17 protein-coding genes are annotated in these 19,496 nt (G+C 63.9%); 10 read left to right on the forward strand and 7 right to left on the reverse strand.

Annotated elements, in window-relative coordinates:
* The first annotated feature begins 23 nt into the window (after positions 1–23).
* The 9 genes from MNBBLIKP_RS04270 to MNBBLIKP_RS04310 all read left to right on the forward strand — a co-directional run bounded on the left by MNBBLIKP_RS04270 (position 24) and on the right by MNBBLIKP_RS04310 (position 8,275).
* Positions 24–860, forward strand: coding sequence for a hypothetical protein (locus MNBBLIKP_RS04270; protein ID WP_140420524.1), 837 nt, complete (start codon positions 24–26; stop codon positions 858–860).
* 34 nt (positions 861–894) lie between these two features.
* Entirely contained in the window at positions 895–1,617 is a 723-nt protein-coding gene (locus MNBBLIKP_RS04275; RefSeq protein ID WP_088307820.1) for an SRPBCC family protein, read from the forward strand.
* A gap of 145 nt (positions 1,618–1,762) precedes the next feature.
* Positions 1,763–2,131 carry a 30S ribosomal protein S13 gene (gene rpsM, locus MNBBLIKP_RS04280; protein ID WP_088307822.1) on the forward strand — a complete coding sequence of 123 codons (369 nt, stop codon included), beginning with the start codon at positions 1,763–1,765 and terminating at the stop codon, positions 2,129–2,131.
* 57 nt (positions 2,132–2,188) lie between these two features.
* Positions 2,189–2,578 (forward strand): 30S ribosomal protein S11, encoded by a 390-nt coding sequence (rpsK, locus tag MNBBLIKP_RS04285; RefSeq protein ID WP_088307824.1) that lies wholly within the window; start codon positions 2,189–2,191, stop codon positions 2,576–2,578.
* Positions 2,579–2,699: 121 nt separating this feature from the next.
* Positions 2,700–3,758, forward strand: coding sequence for a DNA-directed RNA polymerase subunit alpha (locus MNBBLIKP_RS04290; RefSeq protein ID WP_088307826.1), 1,059 nt, complete (start codon positions 2,700–2,702; stop codon positions 3,756–3,758).
* Between the two features lie 212 nt (positions 3,759–3,970).
* On the forward strand, positions 3,971–4,381 hold the full coding sequence (gene rplQ / locus MNBBLIKP_RS04295) for a 50S ribosomal protein L17 (protein ID WP_088307828.1): 411 nt from the start codon (positions 3,971–3,973) through the stop codon (positions 4,379–4,381).
* 106 nt (positions 4,382–4,487) lie between these two features.
* Positions 4,488–6,641, forward strand: coding sequence for a prolyl oligopeptidase family serine peptidase (locus MNBBLIKP_RS04300; protein ID WP_441339264.1), 2,154 nt, complete (start codon positions 4,488–4,490; stop codon positions 6,639–6,641).
* Between the two features lie 355 nt (positions 6,642–6,996).
* A complete protein-coding gene (locus MNBBLIKP_RS04305) occupies positions 6,997–7,608 on the forward strand; it encodes a hypothetical protein (RefSeq protein ID WP_088307830.1) in 612 nt (203 codons plus the stop codon).
* A gap of 133 nt (positions 7,609–7,741) precedes the next feature.
* Positions 7,742–8,275, forward strand: coding sequence for a hypothetical protein (locus MNBBLIKP_RS04310; protein ID WP_088307832.1), 534 nt, complete (start codon positions 7,742–7,744; stop codon positions 8,273–8,275).
* Positions 8,276–8,343: 68 nt separating this feature from the next.
* Here the strand turns inward: MNBBLIKP_RS04310 and MNBBLIKP_RS04315 are convergent, their stop codons facing one another.
* Complete coding sequence (locus MNBBLIKP_RS04315) at positions 8,344–9,141, reverse strand: esterase/lipase family protein (protein WP_088307834.1); 798 nt, start codon at positions 9,139–9,141, stop codon at positions 8,344–8,346.
* Positions 9,138–10,670 carry a WS/DGAT/MGAT family O-acyltransferase gene (locus MNBBLIKP_RS04320; protein WP_088307836.1) on the reverse strand — a complete coding sequence of 511 codons (1,533 nt, stop codon included), beginning with the start codon at positions 10,668–10,670 and terminating at the stop codon, positions 9,138–9,140. The genes MNBBLIKP_RS04315 and MNBBLIKP_RS04320 overlap by 4 nt, the downstream gene beginning before the upstream one ends.
* A gap of 140 nt (positions 10,671–10,810) precedes the next feature.
* On the opposite strand from MNBBLIKP_RS04320, the gene uvrC reads away from it, so the two are divergent.
* Positions 10,811–12,745 carry an excinuclease ABC subunit UvrC gene (gene uvrC / locus MNBBLIKP_RS04325; RefSeq protein WP_088307838.1) on the forward strand — a complete coding sequence of 645 codons (1,935 nt, stop codon included), beginning with the start codon at positions 10,811–10,813 and terminating at the stop codon, positions 12,743–12,745.
* 309 nt (positions 12,746–13,054) lie between these two features.
* On the opposite strand, the gene MNBBLIKP_RS04330 is transcribed toward uvrC, so the two are convergent.
* The 5 genes from MNBBLIKP_RS04330 to MNBBLIKP_RS04350 form a co-directional block, all read right to left on the reverse strand.
* Positions 13,055–14,182: a serine hydrolase domain-containing protein gene (locus MNBBLIKP_RS04330; protein WP_088307840.1), complete on the reverse strand. Its 1,128-nt coding sequence runs from the start codon at positions 14,180–14,182 to the stop codon at positions 13,055–13,057.
* 24 nt (positions 14,183–14,206) lie between these two features.
* A complete protein-coding gene (locus MNBBLIKP_RS04335) occupies positions 14,207–15,103 on the reverse strand; it encodes an acyl-CoA thioesterase (protein WP_088307842.1) in 897 nt (298 codons plus the stop codon).
* Between the two features lie 100 nt (positions 15,104–15,203).
* Entirely contained in the window at positions 15,204–16,037 is an 834-nt protein-coding gene (locus MNBBLIKP_RS04340) for a cupin-like domain-containing protein (RefSeq protein WP_088307844.1), read from the reverse strand.
* Positions 16,034–17,209 (reverse strand): GNAT family N-acetyltransferase, encoded by a 1,176-nt coding sequence (locus MNBBLIKP_RS04345; protein ID WP_254912907.1) that lies wholly within the window; start codon positions 17,207–17,209, stop codon positions 16,034–16,036. The genes MNBBLIKP_RS04340 and MNBBLIKP_RS04345 overlap by 4 nt, the downstream gene beginning before the upstream one ends.
* A gap of 173 nt (positions 17,210–17,382) precedes the next feature.
* Positions 17,383–19,476: a sodium-translocating pyrophosphatase gene (locus MNBBLIKP_RS04350; protein WP_088307848.1), complete on the reverse strand. Its 2,094-nt coding sequence runs from the start codon at positions 19,474–19,476 to the stop codon at positions 17,383–17,385.
* Positions 19,477–19,496 lie beyond the last annotated feature (20 nt).

Consider the following 19,496-nt stretch of genomic DNA (forward strand, 5'->3'; position numbering starts at 1 on the left):
ACAGAATCGCTATGCTGCCGGTCATGCGGCTCCCACACGTCCTGATCGCTGTCACGCTGCTCGCCCTGACCGGGGCGGGGCAGGCGCAGGAGCCGGTGCCGGTGCCGGTGGCTCCGGTGCAGTATTCCTGCAATGTCGAAACCAACTTCTTCGCGCCGACGTGGCACGGGAAGCGTCCCCTATTCTTCAACCGGACACTGAAGGGTGACCGGCCAAGGGAGTGGGATTCGAAAACCGGTCCCGAAAACGTCTATGGCTATGCGATTGTCGATGCGTCCGGAGCGATACTGAACCTGTACACGGTCTGGATGCAATCAGGCAGCATCGGCTGGCCCTATGTCAGCAGGGCCGATCTCGACGAGATTTCGATGACGCTCACTTTTGGCAGCGCTTCGGAATGGATCAGCCCTGACCCGTCGCAAGTGCGTCTAACCCGGTTCGATCCCGCTGCCGTGAAGGTGCAGATCGAGGCGCAGCAGCGCAAGAAGATCAAACGCCTGCTCGTCCTGCAGGTGACGCAACCTGGCTTTGGTCTGGATCCGGCGCGGCTTGGCGGGCTGGCGGATGTGCCGGGATGGCGCAAGAGCGCCCGGATCACAGTGCGCTGGCCCGAACTTCAGGCGCTGGGTGAGAAGGACAAACTGGTCTCCTTCAGCCTGTCGACGCCGGTCTTGGGGCAGTACGGGGTAGACTACATCCACGTGCGCTCCGGCCATCTCGACCTGACGCCGATCCCGGTGGTGATGGACCAGTTCCGCCTGGCGGAGGCGAAGCTGCAGGAGCTCGCCAGGGACCCGGTGAAAAACTGCCGCAAGCTTGAACCGCCGGTTGTGGAAGACAACCCGCTGGCCGAGATATGACGGCTGAATGCATCAACACCAGGAGAGGGTGCCAATGAAGTTCCGCGCATTTGCGATGGCCGCAAGTCTGGCCCTGACCTTCGCCGCGGCGGCCCGGGCCGAAGTGGTCGACAGTGCCGACACTGGCTTCACCGTCCGCCAAAGCGTCGAAGTTGCGCGCAGTCCACAGGATGTCTGGTCTGCGCTGCTGGCCCCCGCCAAGTGGTGGGACCGGGCGCATACCTGGTCGCAGGACGCCAGCGGGCTCTATATCGATGCCCAGGCCACCGGCTGCTTCTGCGAACTGATGCCCAAGGATCCCGCCGCCCCCGAAGGCGCGCGGCGCGGCAGTGTGGAACATATGCATGTGATCCACGTGAACCCGGGCAAAGTCCTGCTGATGGCAGGCGAACTGGGCCCGCTGCAAGGCGAGGCGGTAACTGGCAAACTGGCGATTCTGCTCAAGCCGGCTGAGCAGGGCAAGACCCGGATCTTCTGGGAGTATACCGTCGGCGGCTATTTCAGCACCAAGCCGGCCGAGATCGCTCCGGCGGTCGATGCGGTGCTGGGCCAGCAGCTGGCCCGGCTGGCACAGTTGCTCGAACCCGTCCCCGCGGCCGCGCCGGAAGCCGCAGCGCAGGGCCCGGAACCGGATGCGCCCGCCGCCAGCCCCGCACCCCGGACCAGACCCGCAGCCAAGCCGCCTGCCAAGGCTCCGGCAAAGGCTCCGGCGAAGGCGCCAGTCCAAGGCGTTGACAGCGGCAACGAATCGCCCTAAGCGCGCCCTTCACTCGACAGAGCGGGTCAGTCCGGCAGGCGGCAGCCTTTGCGCGCGCCAACCGGGCCTTTTGCCGTTCTGGCCCGGGTGAAGCGTTGAGATGGGAAACCGCATTTGCTGTTTCCTGTGGAGCATGGAGAACTAAGTGGCTCGTATTGCCGGGGTCAATATCCCCACCAACAAGCGCGTTATCATCGCGCTCACCTACATTCACGGTATCGGGGCCCACAAGGCCAAGCAGATCGCGGACAAGCTGGGTATCGATCATACCCGCCGCGTTCAGGACCTTTCCGACCAGGAAGTCCTGCACATCCGCGAAACCATCGACGCTGATCACACCGTCGAAGGCGATCTGCGTCGCGAAACCGCAATGAACATCAAGCGCCTGATGGACCTGGCCTGCTATCGCGGCCTGCGCCATCGCAAGGGCCTGCCGGTTCGCGGTCAGCGTACCCACACCAACGCCCGCACCCGCAAGGGCAAGGCCAAGCCGATCGCCGGCAAGAAGAAGTAAGCACGGGCCTTCGGGCTTACTGCTTTCCCTTCCCGATATTCGAGTAGGACGAAAAAAATGGCACGCGAACCCCAGCGCATCAAGCGCCGCGAGCGGAAGAACATCACCAGCGGCATCGCCCATGTGAATGCCAGCTTCAACAACACCATGATCACCATCACCGATGCGCAGGGCAATGCGATCAGCTGGTCCAGCGCCGGGATGATGGGTTTCAAGGGTAGCCGCAAGTCGACCCCCTATGCCGCTCAGGTGGCAGCGGACGACGCCGGCAAGAAAGCCGCCGAACACGGCGTGCGCACCCTTGAAGTCGAAGTGAAGGGCCCTGGATCGGGCCGCGAAAGCGCGCTGCGTGCGCTTCAGGCGGTCGGCTTCACCATCACTTCGATCCGCGATGTGACTCCGATCCCGCACAACGGCGTGCGTCCTTCAAAGCGCCGCCGCGTCTGATCGATTGCACCGCGGCGGGCCACAGCCCGTCGCAGTTTCGGTACGGCCGCGGTCCCAGCTGGGGCAGCGGCCTTTCCGCCAAAACAAGGCCTTAGGGCCAAAAACGCATTAGGGGACCTCCATGACTGTCAACATCAAGAACTGGCAGGAACTCAAGAAGCCCAACACCCTCGAGGTGAAGCCGGGCAACGACCCCAAGCGCCGCGCAACCTTCGTGGCCGAACCGCTCGAACGCGGCTTCGGGCTGACGCTGGGCAACGCGCTGCGCCGCGTGCTGCTCTCTTCGCTGCAGGGCGCCGCGATCACCTCGATCAAGATGGAAAACGTGCTGCACGAATTCAGCAGCCTTGCCGGGGTGCGTGAAGACGTCACCGACATCGTGCTGAACGTAAAGCAGATCGCGCTGCGCATGCAGGGCGAAGGCCCGAAGCGCCTGCAGCTTTCGGCCACCGGCCCGGGTGAAGTCACCGCTGGCGACATCGCGGTGACCGGCGATATCGAGGTGATGAACAAGGACCTCGTGATCTGCCACCTCGATGAAGGTGCAACGCTGAACATGGAACTGACCGCCGACACCGGCAAGGGCTATGTCCCCGCCGTCGGCAACCGTCCGATCGACGCGCCGATCGGGCTGATCCCGATCGATTCGCTCTATTCGCCGGTTCGCCAGGTCAGCTACAAGGTCGACAATGCCCGCATCGGGCAAGAGCTTGACTATGACAAGCTCAGCCTGTCGGTCGAAACCGATGGCACCGTCACCCCGGAAGATGCCGTGGCCTATGCCGCGCGCATCCTGCAGGATCAGCTGGCGCTGTTCGTCCACTTCGAAGATGCGATGCCGGTGGGCGGTTCGCCGATGATCGGTATGGCCGCTGCGCCTGCCGAAGAAGGCGATACCAACCAGCTCAACCGCTACCTGCTCAAGAAGGTGGACGAACTGGAACTGTCGGTGCGTTCGGCCAACTGCCTCAAGAACGACAACATCATCTACATCGGCGACCTGGTCCAGAAGACCGAGGCCGAGATGCTCCGCACGCCGAACTTCGGCCGCAAGAGCCTCAACGAGATCAAGGAAGTCCTGAGCTCGATGGGCCTGCGCCTCGGCATGGACATCCCCGGCTGGCCGCCTGAAAACATCGAAGAAATGGCCAAGAAGCTTGAGCAGGAACTGCTGGGCTAACAGGCTAAGCCCTCTCTCCTTTAGGGGAGAGGGTTGGGAAAGGGGAGTGCGCTCCCCTTGCCCCTCTCAACTTCGGCCAGGCAGCAAGCTGCCAGGCCTTCGTATCTCTCCCCTAAAGGGGCGAGAGCGAAACCCAGGGAACGGCCGGACCCTTAATCCGGCCAGGATCGGGCTACCTGATACGGGCCCCCTACGAACGAAGGACAGATACCATGCGTCATAAATACGGCGGTCGTAAGCTCAACCGTACCTCCAGCCACCGCAAGGCGCTGCTGCGCAACATGTCGGCTGCGCTGATCAAGCATGAACAGATCACCACGACCCTGCCCAAGGCACGCGAACTGCGCCCCTATGTGGAAAAGCTGATCACGCTGGCCAAGCATGGCGGCCTGTCGAACCGCCGTCTGGCCCACGCCCGGCTGCTCGACGATGCCCAGCTGGTCAAGCTGTTCAGCGTGCTGGCTGAACGCTATGCCGACCGCGCCGGTGGCTACACCCGCGTGATCAAGGCCGGGATCCGCGCTTCGGACGCCGCGCCGATGGCCGTGATCGAACTGGTTGACCGCGATGTCTCGGCCAAGGGCCAGGATTCGGGTCCGGTGTTCACCGCCGAAGAAGAATAAGTCGCGCCGCAACGTCGCTCGTCGACGGGCCGATTGCAAAGGCGGGGGCAAGCGTTAGGCTTGGTCCCGCCTTTTCATTTTTGGCCAATCCGTTGGGGAGAATACCATGATCCGCCCGTGCCGCGCCCTGCTGGGCGGCTTGCTGTTATTGGGGGCGGGACTGGTCCAGGCAAAGGACATGCAGCCCATTACCTATCCTGAAACCCAGCGCGGGCCCGTGGTCGAAACCATCTTCGGTGAACAGCTGGCCGATCCGTACCGCTGGCTTGAAGGGGACGTCCGCACAGAACCTGCGGTGGCCGATTGGGTAAAGCGGCAGAATGCGGTGACGCAGGACTATCTGGGCAAGCTGCCCGAACGCCCATGGTTTGCCCGGCGCATTCGCCAGTTGCTGGATTACGAACGGTTCGGCCTGCCGGTAAAGGCGGGCAAGGCCTATTTCTATACCCGCAATTCGGGGTTGCAGAACCAATCGCAGCTGTTCGTGCGCACCGGGCTGGATGGCGCACCCCGGATGCTGCTTGATCCCAACAGCTGGGCCAGGGACGGCGCGACTGCGCTGGATGATTGGGAACCGGCGCACGATGGATCGCTGCTGGCCTATACCGTGCAGGATGGCGGATCGGACTGGCGCACGATCCGGGTGGTCGATGCGGCCAGCGGCAAAGTGCTGGCGGATGAGATCAAGTGGGCCAAATTCACCAATATCGCCTGGATCGGGTCGAGCGGCTTCCTCTATTCGCGGTTCCCCGAACCACGCGAAGGGCAGGCCTTTCAACAGCTCAATACCGGGCAGGAAGTGCGGTTTCACCGCATCGGTACGCCGCAGAGCGCGGACACGCTGGTCTATGCCACGCCTGACAGGCCCGAACTGGGCCATTTCGCGCAAGTTACTCACGATCAGCGCTGGGCGCTGATCACGACTTCGCGGGGCACCGACAACCGGTTTGAACTGCACGTTATTCCGCTGGGACGGCACGGCAAGCCCAAGGGCTGGACCGCGCAGCCGCTGGTCACCGGGCTGGACCATGACTGGCGTCTGATCGAGGGCATGGGCAATCAGCTGTGGTTCGTCACCAACAAGGGTGCGCCCCGGCTGAAAGTGGTGGCAACCGATCTGAAGCATCCCGAACGCGGGTTTGTGGACGTGATCCGCGAGCGTGAGGAAACGCTGGAACGCGCGCAGATCGTAGGTAACCAGCTGATTCTCAATTACCTGAAAGACGCCGCATCGATGGCGGAGATGGTCTCGCTCGACGGGCGGCGGGTGCAGACTATTGCGCTCAATGCGATCGGGGCCGCTTCTGGCTTTACCGGGCGGCCGGGGGATCCGGAGACGTTCTACAGCTTTTCCAGCTTCAACCAGCCCAGCGCCGTGTTCCGTTATGACAGCTCGACCGGCAAGACCCAGCCCTTTGCCCAGCCAAAGCTGGGCTTCGATCCGGCGGACTATGGCATCGAGCAGCGGTTCTATACCTCGAAGGATGGCACCAGGGTGCCGATGTTCCTGGTTCGCAAGCATAGCGTGGCGGCGGCCGGTAAGGCGGTGCCGACCTTGCTCTATGGTTATGGCGGGTTTGACATTGCGCTGACCCCCAGCTTTTCGGCGGCACGGATGGCCTGGCTGGAAGCGGGCGGGGCCTTTGCGCTCGCCAATCTGCGCGGCGGGGGCGAATACGGCAAGGCGTGGCACGATGCCGGACGGCTGCACAACAAGCAGAACGTGTTCGATGATTTCATCGCCGCCGGGGAATATCTGATTGCCCAGGGTGTGACGCCGCGGGGCGGGCTGGCGATCCAGGGCGGGTCCAATGGCGGCCTGCTGGTCGGCGCGGTGGTCAACCAGCGGCCCGATCTGTTCGCTGCCGCCAGTCCGGCGGTGGGGGTGATGGACATGCTGCGGTTTGATCGGTTCACCGCCGGGCGGTACTGGGTCGATGACTATGGCCATCCGGGCAACGAGGCCGATTTCCGCGTGCTGCGCGGCTATTCGCCCTATCACAACATTGCCGGCGGGCGGGACTATCCGGCGGTGCTGGTCACTACGGCCGATACCGATGACCGGGTGGTGCCGGGGCACAGCTTCAAATATGCCGCCGCGCTGCAGGCCGCCGCGCTTGGCCCCAAGCCGCACCTGATCCGGATCGAAAGCCGCGCCGGACATGGGGCAGGCAAGCCGACTGACAAGGCCGTGGCCGAAAATGCCGACGTGCTCGGTTTCCTCGCCCACTGGACCGGACTGGCCGTGCCGGGTGAATGATTTTCCTACAGGCGCCGGTCCTGATAGGGTTCCGTCCGCTCTTTGACATTGTTGGATTCGCGTGGGGTTCGCCGGGATGGGGGCGCTCAAAACATTTCGCACATATCCGCGCCGCGGATGTGTTTCCTCAACTAACTCTGGAAATATCGTTTGATTTCAGTGCGTGGTTGATTTTTGAACAGTGCCAAACTCCGCGAAAAGTGCGCAATTTGGACACTTGTGACCCTGTTCATAAAAAGTGCCATTCAGATTAACAACGCCTGTCAGCCCAATTCAGGCTCGCGCCACACCCGATTCGCTAGACCACCTTCAACGCCGGGCTATTCCGCTCCGGCAGAATGAAGGACGAAATGCCATGAAGACCCTTTCAAAAGCTTTGGCCAAGGGCACTCTCGCCACAGTCGCGGCTGGCGCGATGGCGGCTTCTTCGGCAACTCCGGCCCTGGCCGACAGCTATCGCGGGCATGACCGCGACGGCATCAGCGCGGGCGAGGTGATTGCCGGGGCGCTGGTAATCGGCGGGATCGCGGCGGTGGCCGCATCGGCCAGCAACAACGACCGCAGTGACTACCGCTATGGCCGCGCCGGATACGGCGATTATGGCCGGGGTTATGATCGCGGCTATGGCTACGGCAACTACGCGCGCAGCAACCCGCGCCAGGCGGTGCAGCAGTGCATATTTGCCGCCGAACGCAGCGCGGGCCGCTATTCCTATGGCCGCGCCGACGTGACCGACATCCGCGACGTGCGCGAAACCCGCTATGGGTTCGAAGTGCGCGGCCGGATCGCGGTGAACTCCATGGGCCGCGGCTGGCGCCATGGTGACGGCAACTACGGCCGGGGCTGGGGCGGCGACTATCGCGGCTGGAATGCCGGGATGCGCGGCTATGACAGCGGCAGCTTCAAGTGCCGGATCGAGCAGGGCCGGATCGTCGATATGGACTTCGACGGGGTCCGCGGCCTGTAAGCCAGACCGTGTGTGAGCAGCGACAGGCGGTTCAGACTGGAGACAGTTTGGACCGCCTAGTTTGAGAGACAAAGCTACACCGATTCGTCCTGCGGCCTGGGTCCGCAGGCGGTGCTGCTGGAGGGTTCGTACCATGACGCGCAAACTTTCGCGCAGCGCCGCCATGTTGGCGGGCGTTGCGGCCTTTTCGATGATGGCGACCCCCGCCTTGGCCCGCGATCGCGGTTGGGGCGGCGGCTGGGGTGGCGGCTGGGGCCGGCATCATGACCGGGTCGACGCCGGCGATATTTTCGCTGGCATCCTGATCATCGGCGGCATCGCCGCAATTGCCAGCGCTGCCAGCAACGGCAGCAAGAGCAAGCGCAACCAGCCGGAATACCGCGAACCGCTGCCTCCGCCGCCGCCCGCTCCGCGCCAGGACACGCGCGACTATGGCGATGACAATCGCCCGCAATGGAACGAAGGCAACGGCATCAATACTGCGATCGGGCGGTGCATCGATGAAGTGTCACGCGGCAAGTCCGGCGTCGATGCGGTCGACAGCGTCAATCGCGAAGGGCAGGGCTGGCGGGTTCAGGGCAAGGCCGCTGGTGGCGGGGCCTTTACCTGCACGATCGACGGCGATGGCCGGATCCGGCAAGTCAGCATCGACGGCCGCGCGATCTGACCGGCCCGCATGAATGAATGAACCGGGCCGCGCGGCGAAATGCTGCGCGGCCCGGCTTGTTTCAGCGATCAATGCAGGCGGGTTTTCGGGAACATCCAGCGGTTGGTCAGGCCTGGTTTGAACGGCTGCCATTCGCCTTCAGGCTGTTTCAGGCGGTCAGCCAGCACCACCATCACACTGGGGTTGACCCCCAGCCCGCAGTGGCTGGCGTGAACCTCCACATTCTCGCACTGCGCATGATCGGCCTGCTGCACCGAACCGCGCCAGTGGACCACACCATCGGTTTTGGTCAGCACCGAAGTGGTCGGCACTGGCGGAGCCTGATGCAGCCCGGTGAAGTGGCCTTTTTTGGTGACTTCGGGCTCTTTGCCGTTGAGCCATTCGAACAGCTTGCTGGCATTGGTGTGGCGGCGATCATCATGAATCGGGCTGCCGAGCGAGATCACTTGCCGCACCGCTTCGGGGTGTAGCTTGGCCAGTTCACGGGCGAACACCCCGCCAAGTGACCACCCGACAATCGAAACCTTGCGGCCCGTTTTGGCGTGGATGTCCAGCAGCAGGCGCTCCATCTCATGCACCCGCGCCAGATCAACCCGCACGTTGCGGCCCAGCTTCCAGCCATAGGCGTCATAGCCCAGGTCTTTCAGCAAGCGGCGCATCGGCGCGGTCGAGCTGTCGCTGGCCATGAAGCCAGGCAGGACCAGCACCGGATGGCCATCGCCCTTGGGCAGCATGCCAAGCAAGTGGCGAGTGGCGTAGAACGAGGCGAGCTCGAACACGGCGCGGCCCTCGGCCAGGGCAAGCAACTTGTGCGGCGGGCGCGCCTCGATCTCCAGGGCCTTGCGGGCGGCGGTTGTGGCGGTCATTTGCTTGCCTTTCTGGCTTTGGCCGGAGCCTTGGCTTTAGCCGAGGGTTTCGATGTGGGCTTGGCTTTGGGCTTTGCCAAGGGCTTGTCCTGTTTCGCGCTCGCCGCTTTGGCGGGCGCGGGCTTGGGTTCCTGCCGGGCAGCATCGCGCAGCTCGGTAAAGCTATCCTCGATGCACTGTGCGTAGAAATCCGGATCGGGCATCAGCTTGCGATCGGCGGTGAAGGCGATGGTTGCCTCCTTGCAATAACTCTGCACCACATGGCCCAGGCCCATCCCGTCAGTCAGGCAGAGCAGGCCCATCATGCTTTCCAGCCGCGCACCGCTGGAATAGATCGGCACCGGTGGCCCTGGCACATTGGTAACCACGGTAGAGAAGGGCGGGCCAACCCGGTTGGCAAGGCCCAGCCGGGTATAGAGCTGCGCCCCCAGCGCCATGAACAGGGCCGGGCTGACCTTGCTCATCTCGGTCATGTTGCGCGCGCCGATCGCGTCGGTCATCGCTTTGCTGTTGACCGTCTGCGAATGGACATAGGCAAGCCGTTCGACCGGATCGGCGATGTGTGTACCCAAAGGGGCGATCATCGCGGCGACCTGATTGCCCATGTCGCCCTTTTCATCGCCCGCACGGACCGAGATCGGGGCCATTGCGGTCAACGTCTTGTCCGGCAGCTCGCCGTGGTGATCGAGGTACTTGCGCAGCGCTCCGCCGATCACGGTCAGGAACACGTCGTTGACCTTGCACCCCGGTGTCAGTTCGCGGATCGCCTTGATATCGGCCAGCGGGATCGAGCGGCCTTCGACCACGCGATTGGGGGAAAGCACCGCGTTGAAGCGGGTGCGCGGGGCGATCATTTCGCCGTGAAGCTTGAAGTCCTTGGCGGCAAGGCCCTTGAGCGCGCGAGCCAGCCCTGGCACCGCCTTGGCCGCAACGTCCAGCTGGCGCGCGGGGTTGAGGATGCCGTTGAGCCAGCTCTTGGCCAGCAGGGTCGGCACGTTGGGCACTTCTTCTGGCTGCCAGGTGTCTGGCTGGTTCGGCGGCGGGGCATTTGGGTCAAGCGTGTGGAGCGCCTCCATCAGATCGATCCCGCTCATCCCGTCGATCGCGGCATGATGGACCTTGGTGACCATGGCGTATGAGCCAGGGACAACGCCCGGGATGTTGTCCAGACCCTCGATCACCGTGAATTCCCACGGCGGGCGATTGAGATCGAGCGGGCGGGCAAAGATCCGCGCGGCCTGAATGCACAGTTGCCGCCAGTCCCCCGGCTTGGGCAGGGCAACGTGACGGACGTGGTATTCCAGATCGAATTCCGCGTCCTCGATCCAATAGGGGTAATCGAGATCGAACGGCACCCGCACCAGTCGTTGGCGCATGGTCTTGGACAGCTGCATCCGGCTTTCAAAGAAGCGCAGGATATCCTTGTACCGCACGAACCCGCCGGGCGCAGTGGCCGGGTTGTAAATCAGCAGCGATCCGATGTGCATCGGCGAATTGCGCGTTTCCAGCGCGACGAAGGAAGCATCCATCCCCTGGAGTTGCCGCAAGCGCCCTGCCTCCCATTGTTATGCCCGTCTTGTGACGGTCTTGGAAACAGAGCCTAACACACCGGGGATAGGCGTCAACAAGCCGCTTTCGCGCCGCGGGCCGAGCGCCTATCTGATCCGCAATGTCCAAAAGCGGCCGCCCCGATCAGCCCAATGCTTCCGAGCGCTTCAACGAGGAGCGGGCGACCTATACCATGAAGGGCAGCCAGCCTGACCTGGAGGCCGGAGTTGCGGCAATCCGCGAGGTGCTGGCGACGCTGAAGCCAAAGCCCGGGGTTTACCGCATGCTCGATGCACGCGGTGACGTGCTCTATGTCGGCAAGGCGCGGGCGCTGAGGAACCGGGTGGCGAATTACACCCAGGTTGAGCGGCTGCCGCTGCGGCTGAAACGGATGGTCAGCCAGACCCGCGCCATGACCATCGTCACCACCAACAGCGAGGCTGAGGCGCTGCTGCTGGAAGCGCAGCTGATCAAGCGGTATCGCCCACCCTACAACGTGCTGCTGCGTGACGATAAGAGCTTTCCTTTCATCCTGCTGAGCGCCGAACATGACTTTCCCCGGATCATGAAGCACCGCGGCGCGCGGCGGGCCAAAGGCAATTACTACGGCCCCTTCGCCAGCGCCGGATCGGTCAACACCACGATCAATGCGCTGCAGAAACTGTTTCTGCTAAGATCTTGTACCGACAGTTTTTTCTCTCGGCGTGACCGGCCATGTCTGCTCTATCAGATCAAGCGCTGCTCTGCGCCGTGCACCGGGCGGATCGACGCGTCGGGCTATGCCGAGCTGGTGGACGAGGCCAAGGACTTCCTTGGCGGGCGCAGCGGCGCGGTGCAGGCCAAACTCAATTCCCAGATGGAGGAGGCCGCCGCCGCGCTCGATTTCGAACGTGCTGCCATGCTGCGTGACCGGCTGCGCGCGGCAACGTTCATCCAGGGCAGCCAGGCGATCAATGCCGAAGGCGTGGGCAATGCCGACGTTTTCGCGATCGCTATGCGCAACGGCCAGTTCGGCGTGCAGGCATTCTTCATTCGCGGCGGGCAGAACTGGGGCCACCGTGCGTTCTTTCCCAGCCATACCGAGGGACTGGACGAGGCCGAGGTGCTGACCAGTTTCCTCGCCCAGTTCTATGAGGAAGTGCCCCCGCCGCGCCTGATCCTGATCGACCGCGCGCTGCCCGAAGCCGATTTGCTGGCCGAGGCGCTGGCCGGGGCCGCGGGCGGCAAAGTGGAGATCTCGATTCCCCAGCGCGGTGACCGCCGCCGCCTGATCCAGCAGGCCGAACGCAACGCGGCGGAAGCGCTGGAGCGGCGGCAGGCAGAAAGCGGGGCCAAGGCGCGATTGGGCCGTGAGCTGGCGGAATTCCTTGAACTGCCCGAAGTGCCGCAACGGATCGAGGTTTACGATAACAGCCACGTCCAGGGGGCCCATGCGTTGGGCGCGATGATCGTGGCCGGGCCTGAGGGCTTCATCAAGGGCCAGTACCGCAAATGGAACATCAAGCAGGCCCAGACCAACGATGACTTCGGCATGATGCGCGAAGTGTTTGGCCGCCGCTTTGCCCGCGCGGCAGAGGAAGATCCCGACCGCGATGGCGGGATGTGGCCCGATCTGGTCCTGATCGACGGCGGCAAGGGCCAGATGAGCGCGGCGCGCGACACGCTGGAAGAGATGGGGATCGAGGACGTGCCCTTGATCGCGATTGCCAAGGGGCCGCACCATGGCCGCGACGGGCGCGAGGTGTTCCACTTTCCCGACGGGCGCGAAAAGATGCTGCCGGTCAATTCACCCTTGCTGTTCCACCTGCAACGGATGCGTGACGAGGTCCACCGTTTTGCCATCGGCGCGCACCGCGACAAGCGCAGCCGGGCGATCCAGGCATCTCCGCTGGACGAAGTGCCCGGTATCGGCCCGGCCCGCAAACGCGCGCTGCTGCTGCATTTCGGCACTGCCGGCAAGGTCCGCGCAGCCTCGCTCGAAGACCTGCAACGCGCCCCCGGTGTCAGCGCGGCAGTGGCGCAGACGGTGTATGATTTCTATCATCCCGGCGGGTGACACGGGCTGACAGGTTTACACGGTTGACACTGTCCAGAGAGGAAGTGTCACCCTCTGTCACCCGGCGCCTTCTTCGCACCGCTAAAACCGACAATGAGAAAGACCGCAGCCTGCGCAGGGCTGCGTTGCGAATCGGCCTATCAAATCGATCCGATGTAGGAAAATTGTTTGGGCACGCCGCTCTGATTCCAATCACACAACATCCGTTCGTGTCGAGCGTAGTCGAGACACGTCAGCGCTGGCGTGTCTCGACTACGCTCGACACGAACAGAGATGGGGAGTGGTGGTGGATTGCCAAAGCTACCCCACTCACAACCCAGCATATACCGCCGCAATCAGGGCCTTGGCGCGGGCGTCGTCGCGCAGGTTGGCGTCCATGCGGTTCATCACATAGGCCATGGTCAGGCCGTTTTCGGGATCGGCCACGGCAAAGGAGCCGCCCCAGCCGGTGTGACCGAAAGTGGCTTCAACCGGTCCGAACACGCCGCTGGAATTGCGCAGGAAACCGGCTGCCCAATCGCATTCGATGTTCAGCACAAGGTCTGTGTTGCGGATCTGCTGGGCCGTCGCCTTGGCCAGCGTTGCGGGAGAGACCAGTCCGCCCTGCGGCGCGATCAGGCGGGCATAGATGCTGGCGAGCGCCCGCGCGGTGCCGTGCCCGTTGGCTGATGGCAGGTCTGCCCCGCGCCATTCGGGGGTCATGGCAAAGCCCGCGCGCAGCGGCGGATTGCCCAGCGCGGCGATCTGCGGCGGGGTGAAGCTGGTCGGATCGACCGGCATGGCGGGCGGCGGAATCAGTTCGGCGCAGCGGTGGTCTTCACCCGCGGGCAGGCCGATCGAGAAATCCAGCTCCAGCGGCCCGGCGATTTCTTCGGCCACGAATTGCCGGATCGACCGGCCCTCGATCCGCTGGAACAGTTCGGTTCCGAGAATGCCGATGGCCAGCGCGTGATAGCCGCTGGCGCTGCCCGGTGCCCACAGCGGGGCCTGCTCGGCGAGACGCGCGGCGGCGGTGCTGCCGCCAACCACGTCCGGTTCGCCCGCCGGCGTGACAAAGCCGCATAGCCCTGCCTGATGCGAAAGCAACTGACCAACCGTTACCGCGCCTTTGCCATTGGCTGCGAATTCGGGCCAGAAATCAGTCACCGGCTGGTCGTAGGACAACAATCCGCGTTCGACCGCCATGGCATAGCAGGTAGCCTGCACGCCCTTGGTGGTGGACCAGACGTTGGCGACAGTATCGGATGTCCAGGGGCGGGTGCGGGCCGGATCGGCCCAGCCGCCGTGCAGATCGGCCACCAGTTCACCCTGCAGAGTTACCGCAAAGGATGCGCCGATTTCATCATGTCGGTCAAAATTGGCGGCGAAAGCTTCACGCACTGCGGCAAAGCGATCTGAGCATGTGCCGCCGATGGTGGTCTGTGCTGCTGCGGTCATGCTCGTCCCCTCTGGCTTTGCGGTTCAGTCCCGCTGCTTGGGGACTACCTTACGGATCATGCCTTCCTGCGCAACACTGGCGACAAGGCGGCCATCGCGGGTGAAGATCCGGCCGCGGTTGAAGCCGCGTCCGCCGCCGCTCCATGGGCTGTCGGTGGCATAGAGCAGCCACTCATCAGCGCGGAACGGTTCGTGGAACCATACCGCGTGGTCCAGACTTGCGCTGACCACTTCGCCTCGCGCCCATGACAGACCGTGGGGCAGGGCGCATGTGCCCAGCAGCGTCATGTCACTGGTAAAGGCCAGCACCGCGCGATGGATGCGGGGATCATCGGGGAGGGGAGCAACAGCCTTGAACCACGAATGGCTGCGCGGCGGGGCGGGCGTGGGATTCATCCAGTGCCGTCCTTCAACCGCGCGCATTTCCACCGGACGCGGGCTCAGGAAATGGTGACGAGCTTCGGGCCGGGCCTGCTCCGCAAAGCGGCGGCGCACCTCAACCTCCGGTTCCAGATCCTCGGGCGGAGGGACTTGCGGCATCTCCGCGTCAACGTGATGCAGCCCTTCCTCGTGCTTCTGGAAACTGGCGGTCAGGTTCAGGATTGGGCGACCCTGCTGGCTGGCAACCACGCGGCGGTTGGAAAAGGATCCGCCGTCGAAATCGCGCTCAACCTTATAGTCTGTCTCGAAATCCTCGCTTCCGCCGCGCAGGAAATAGGCATGCAGCGAATGCGCCGGGCGCGCCGGATCGACGGTCTGTTCCGCCGCAAGCAGCGCCTGCGCAATCACTTGTCCGCCGAAAACCCGGCCCACCCCGCCGCGTTTGCGCCGGCCGGTGAAGTGATCCGCTTCGCCGGGCTTGACCTCCAGCAATCTGACCAGGCCGGCCACCTGCTGTTCGGGGGTAGGTTCGTTTTCCATCGCAACCCTTTGGTGGGGGTTGTGGGGAAGGTCAAGCGGGGGCGGGGGACGAGAGCTGGCATATTCTCCCCCTCCTCTGAAGAGGAAGGGGGCTGCCAGCTTACCCCCGGACCTTCCGGATCAGCCGCCAGCCCAGCGCCTTGACCTGATTGCCATGCGGCCAGCGCCCGGTGCTCACCGGCTTCATGCCGATGCGCCGCAGCACCGCGTTGAACGCGCGTGCGTCGGCTTCGGCAAAAGACCATTCGCTGCGCCAGGTGATCGACAGCGAAACCGAACCTTCGGGGCCGTTCCTTACGTAATGCGGGGCCATCACTGGAACGAACAGCGCTTCGCCCGGGCCAAGCGGGAATTTCATCCCGCCCGCTTCCAATTCATCCCGCCAGGTCAGTTCGCGCCCGCCGCCGGTGTGGTAGGTTTCGTGGACTTCGTCCGGGGCATAGGCCGGATCGCCCGCGGGGAACTGGGTCATCACCTTGCTGCCGCGGATCTGCAGCAGGATGTTGTGCTCAGGATCGAAATGGTATGGGGTGACCCCATTGGGGCTGGTGATGAACACGAAGCCCTGGGTCTTCATCATCCGCCCGGTCCTGGCTTCGATCTCTGGCTGGATCTCGCTCAGCAGATCGGCCAGCAGCGCGGCATATTCGGGCACCTGTTCGATATTCTTGAGCGCGGCCCAACTGCCGGTCTGTTCGATCCGGCGGATCGTGTCGCCAATGCTCAGGCCCGACGCCCCGGGCTTTTCGGTGATCCCGATCGGCAGGTCGGCCTTGTTGTATTCGATCGAACTGGCAGGCAGTTTTTCCGCCAGACTGGCCAGGGCATCCAAATCCAGCAAGGGGTGGTGGCCCAGCCGGTGGTGCAGCTTATGCGGCACTTCGGGATAATTCGCGGCAAAGGTGGCGCGGTCATCGCTTGAAAACACGGTCATGGCATTATTCCATTGGGATTGCGGCCCAATTCGGCCTTTAGGAGTTGACGGAACGCGGCGCGGCGCAGCTTGCCGCCAATCGCGATCGACAAGCGTCCGATCGCACGGCGTTCGCGCCAGATGTGGTCGATCATCGGATGATCGGCCGCGGCGCAGCTATCGGTCCAGCGCACCAGCGGATGGTCCAGCATGGCGAGGTTCTCGCGCTGGAGCAGCACGCCGGGGCTGTATCGGGCATAGCGCTCGTCGAACGCGGTCTTGTAGCTGAAGGCACCCGGCGGGGTCAGGAAGCTGGCCAGCATGGCGATTGGTTCGCCATCCAGGTTCAGTGTCAACCGTTCGAGTCGCCCATGACTGGCTGCGCCCGAAAGCGCCTCGCGAAACATGCGGGTGGTGGTCTGATGCGAGGCGAGGGCAGAGCCTGCGCCGCCTTTCCAGCCCGAATGTTCCAGGGCCAGAAAATCGTCGATCCAGCGGCCGAGATGCTCATCGCCTTCTGTGCGCTCCAGCGTCACTTCGCCCAGTTCGGACAAGCGGGCGAATTGGCGGCGCAGTTCCTTGCGCTTTTTGCCGGACAGCGCGGCTTCGAAATAGGCATCGCGGGAAAAATCGGACTGCAACAGGGCGCGCTGTTCGATGTGCACCAGCCCGGCAAGGCGCTGCTGTTCGTCCAGCACTTGCGCCAGCGCGGTCTGCAAGGGGCCGTCCAGCGGCATGTGCGGCAGATGCAGGAACAGGGCGAGGCCGGGCGCACGGTCGGCCCAATCCAGCAGTGCCCGCCAGAAATGCCGCTCCAGCCCGGCAGCAACCAGGGGTGCACCAAGGAAGCAGTTGCCGTGAATCCAGGTTGTCAGTTGTGGGATCGGCCAGCGGTAATAGCGCGGCTCGCGCCGGATTGGCAGCAATCCGGCCAGTTCGCCATCGCATTCGAACCGCAGCAGGCGCACGGACCCTTCGGGATCATGGGCGCGCAGGGCAGGGAGCAAGTACCAGCTTTCGAAGAACGGATTGGGTTCGCTGGCGCAAGCGGTCAGCGCGTCCCAGGCGAGGCGGGCTTCCGGATCCTCGAAGATGCGCCAGTCGACCGGGCGGATGCGGGCCACGGGCGCAACAAGGGGCGCAGCATAGTGCTGCATCGCACCGGGCGGAGCCAGCTCTGCCTTGCTTGCCACTGTTACCGTTCCTCACACAGTTGGCGGAGCGCCACTGCGGGGCCGGTTTAGCGCTGAAATGCCAAGGAAAGCCTAACGCTCAGAGACCCGGCCAGGTTCGAACCTTGAGAAAACAAAACCCCGCCCGGATCGCTCCGGACGGGGTCTGCTTCACCCTGGCGGGCAGGCGGAGCTTAGCTCGCGCCGTGGGCCAGCGCCGCGAGCAGGAGCAGCGCGACGATGTTGGTGATCTTGATCATCGGGTTGACGGCCGGACCAGCGGTATCCTTGTAAGGATCGCCAACCGTGTCACCGGTAACCGCAGCCTTGTGGGCATCGCTGCCCTTGCCGCCGTGGTTGCCGTCTTCGATGTACTTCTTGGCATTGTCCCATGCGCCGCCGCCCGAGGTCATCGAGATCGCGACGAACAGGCCGCCCACGATCACGCCCAGCAGCAATGCACCCAGCGCGGCAAAGCCGTTGTCCTGACCGGCGACCAGGGTGATCACATAGTAGACAACAACCGGCGCAAGCACCGGCAGCAGCGACGGGATGATCATTTCCTTGATTGCCGCCTTGGTCACCAGGTCAACCGTGCGGGCATAGTCGGGACGGCTGGTGCCATCCATGATGCCCGGATTGTCACGGAACTGGTTGCGCACGTCGATCACCACGTCACCGGCAGCGCGGCCCACGGCGGTCATGCCCATCGCACCGAACAGGTACGGGAGCAGCGCGCCGAGCAGCAGGCCGACGATCACATAGGGATTTTCAAGGCTGAAATCGACCTTCAGGTCCGGGAAGAACTCGCGAAGGTCGGTGGTGTAGGCGGCGAACAGCACCAGCGCGGCAAGGCCAGCCGAACCGATCGCGTAACCCTTGGTCACAGCCTTGGTGGTGTTGCCCACCGCGTCGAGCGCGTCGGTCTTTTCACGGACCGAATCGTCGAGACCCGCCATTTCGGCAATGCCGCCGGCGTTGTCGGTCACCGGACCGTACGCGTCGAGCGCAACGACCATGCCGGCCAGCGCCAGCATCGAAGTGGCGGCATAGGCGATGCCCAGCAGACCCGCGAGCTTGAAGGCCACGATGATGCCGGTGACGATCACCAGCGTCGGCATGGCAGTCGATTCCAGGCTGATTGCCAGACCCTGGATCACGTTGGTGCCGTGGCCGGTTTCCGAAGCCTTGGCGATCGAACGCACCGGGCGATAGTTCGTGCCGGTGTAGTACTCGGTGATCCAGATGATCAGGCCGGTGATGATCAGGCCCAGCAGCGCGCACCAGAACAGTGCTTCGCCGGTGATTCCGGTATCGCCGATCGGCACGGTCATGTCGCCCAGCGCAGTGCGCATGGCCCACAGGATCGCCGGGATCGAAAGCACGGCAGTCACCAGGAAGCCCTTGTACATGGCGCCCATGATGTTGTTCGACTTGCCCAGCTTGACGAAATAAGTGCCGATGATCGAGGTGACGATGCACACGCCGCCGATCAGTAGCGGCAGGCTCATCAACGGAACGATGTCGGCCACGCCCTTCACCAGCAGTGCGGTTAGCACCATGGTGGCGCCAACGGTCACGACATAGGTTTCGAACAGGTCAGCCGCCATACCGGCGCAGTCACCCACGTTGTCACCGACGTTGTCGGCGATCACGGCGGGGTTGCGTGGATCGTCTTCGGGAATGCCCGCTTCGACCTTGCCCACCAGGTCCGCGCCCACGTCAGCCGCCTTGGTGAAGATCCCGCCACCGAGACGCGCGAAGATCGAAACCAGCGAAGCGCCGAGCGCCAGCGCGGTCAGCCCGGTCACCACGACGCGGTCATTGGCGGCATAGCCAGCCGGACCGGTCAGGTACCAGAAGAACCCGGCGATCGCGAGCAGGGCAAGCCCTGCCACCAGCATGCCGGTGATCGCGCCCGCGCGGAACGCCAGGGTCAGGCCCTGTTGCAGCCCGACCTGCGCAGCGGCAGCGGTGCGGACGTTCGAGCGAACCGACACGTTCATGCCGATGAAGCCCGCCGCGCCCGAAAGCACTGCGCCCAGTACGAAGCCGGCAGCGGAAATTCCGCCTAGCGTCAGCATGATGATCACGGCCACGACCACGCCAACAATGGCGATCGCGGTGTACTGGCGCTTCAGATAGGCTTGCGCGCCTTCCTGGATCGCACCGGCGATTTCCTGCATCTTGGCGTTACCGGCCGAGGCGCCGAGCACCTGACGGCTGGTAACGAAGCCATACACGATGGCTAACGCCCCCAGGGCGATTGAAATTGCGACGAGACTCACGTGAGGGTACCCCCTTTGGC

Origin of the sequence: Novosphingobium sp. B 225 (genome assembly GCF_002198665.1) — a bacterium.
GTDB lineage: Bacteria > Pseudomonadota > Alphaproteobacteria > Sphingomonadales > Sphingomonadaceae > Novosphingobium.

Coding starts and splice junctions, on each gene's coding strand:
- MNBBLIKP_RS04335 (WP_088307842.1), bottom strand. CDS start 15,103: ATGGAAAACGAACCTACCCCCGAACAGCAGGTGGCCGGCCTGGTCAGA.
- rplQ (WP_088307828.1), top strand. CDS start 3,971: ATGCGTCATAAATACGGCGGTCGTAAGCTCAACCGTACCTCCAGCCAC.
- MNBBLIKP_RS04275 (WP_088307820.1), top strand. CDS start 895: ATGAAGTTCCGCGCATTTGCGATGGCCGCAAGTCTGGCCCTGACCTTC.
- MNBBLIKP_RS04310 (WP_088307832.1), top strand. CDS start 7,742: ATGACGCGCAAACTTTCGCGCAGCGCCGCCATGTTGGCGGGCGTTGCG.
- MNBBLIKP_RS04340 (WP_088307844.1), bottom strand. CDS start 16,037: ATGACCGTGTTTTCAAGCGATGACCGCGCCACCTTTGCCGCGAATTAT.
- uvrC (WP_088307838.1), top strand. CDS start 10,811: ATGTCCAAAAGCGGCCGCCCCGATCAGCCCAATGCTTCCGAGCGCTTC.
- MNBBLIKP_RS04270 (WP_140420524.1), top strand. CDS start 24: ATGCGGCTCCCACACGTCCTGATCGCTGTCACGCTGCTCGCCCTGACC.
- rpsK (WP_088307824.1), top strand. CDS start 2,189: ATGGCACGCGAACCCCAGCGCATCAAGCGCCGCGAGCGGAAGAACATC.
- MNBBLIKP_RS04290 (WP_088307826.1), top strand. CDS start 2,700: ATGACTGTCAACATCAAGAACTGGCAGGAACTCAAGAAGCCCAACACC.
- MNBBLIKP_RS04315 (WP_088307834.1), bottom strand. CDS start 9,141: ATGACCGCCACAACCGCCGCCCGCAAGGCCCTGGAGATCGAGGCGCGC.
- MNBBLIKP_RS04330 (WP_088307840.1), bottom strand. CDS start 14,182: ATGACCGCAGCAGCACAGACCACCATCGGCGGCACATGCTCAGATCGC.
- MNBBLIKP_RS04305 (WP_088307830.1), top strand. CDS start 6,997: ATGAAGACCCTTTCAAAAGCTTTGGCCAAGGGCACTCTCGCCACAGTC.
- MNBBLIKP_RS04300 (WP_441339264.1), top strand. CDS start 4,488: ATGATCCGCCCGTGCCGCGCCCTGCTGGGCGGCTTGCTGTTATTGGGG.
- MNBBLIKP_RS04320 (WP_088307836.1), bottom strand. CDS start 10,670: ATGGATGCTTCCTTCGTCGCGCTGGAAACGCGCAATTCGCCGATGCAC.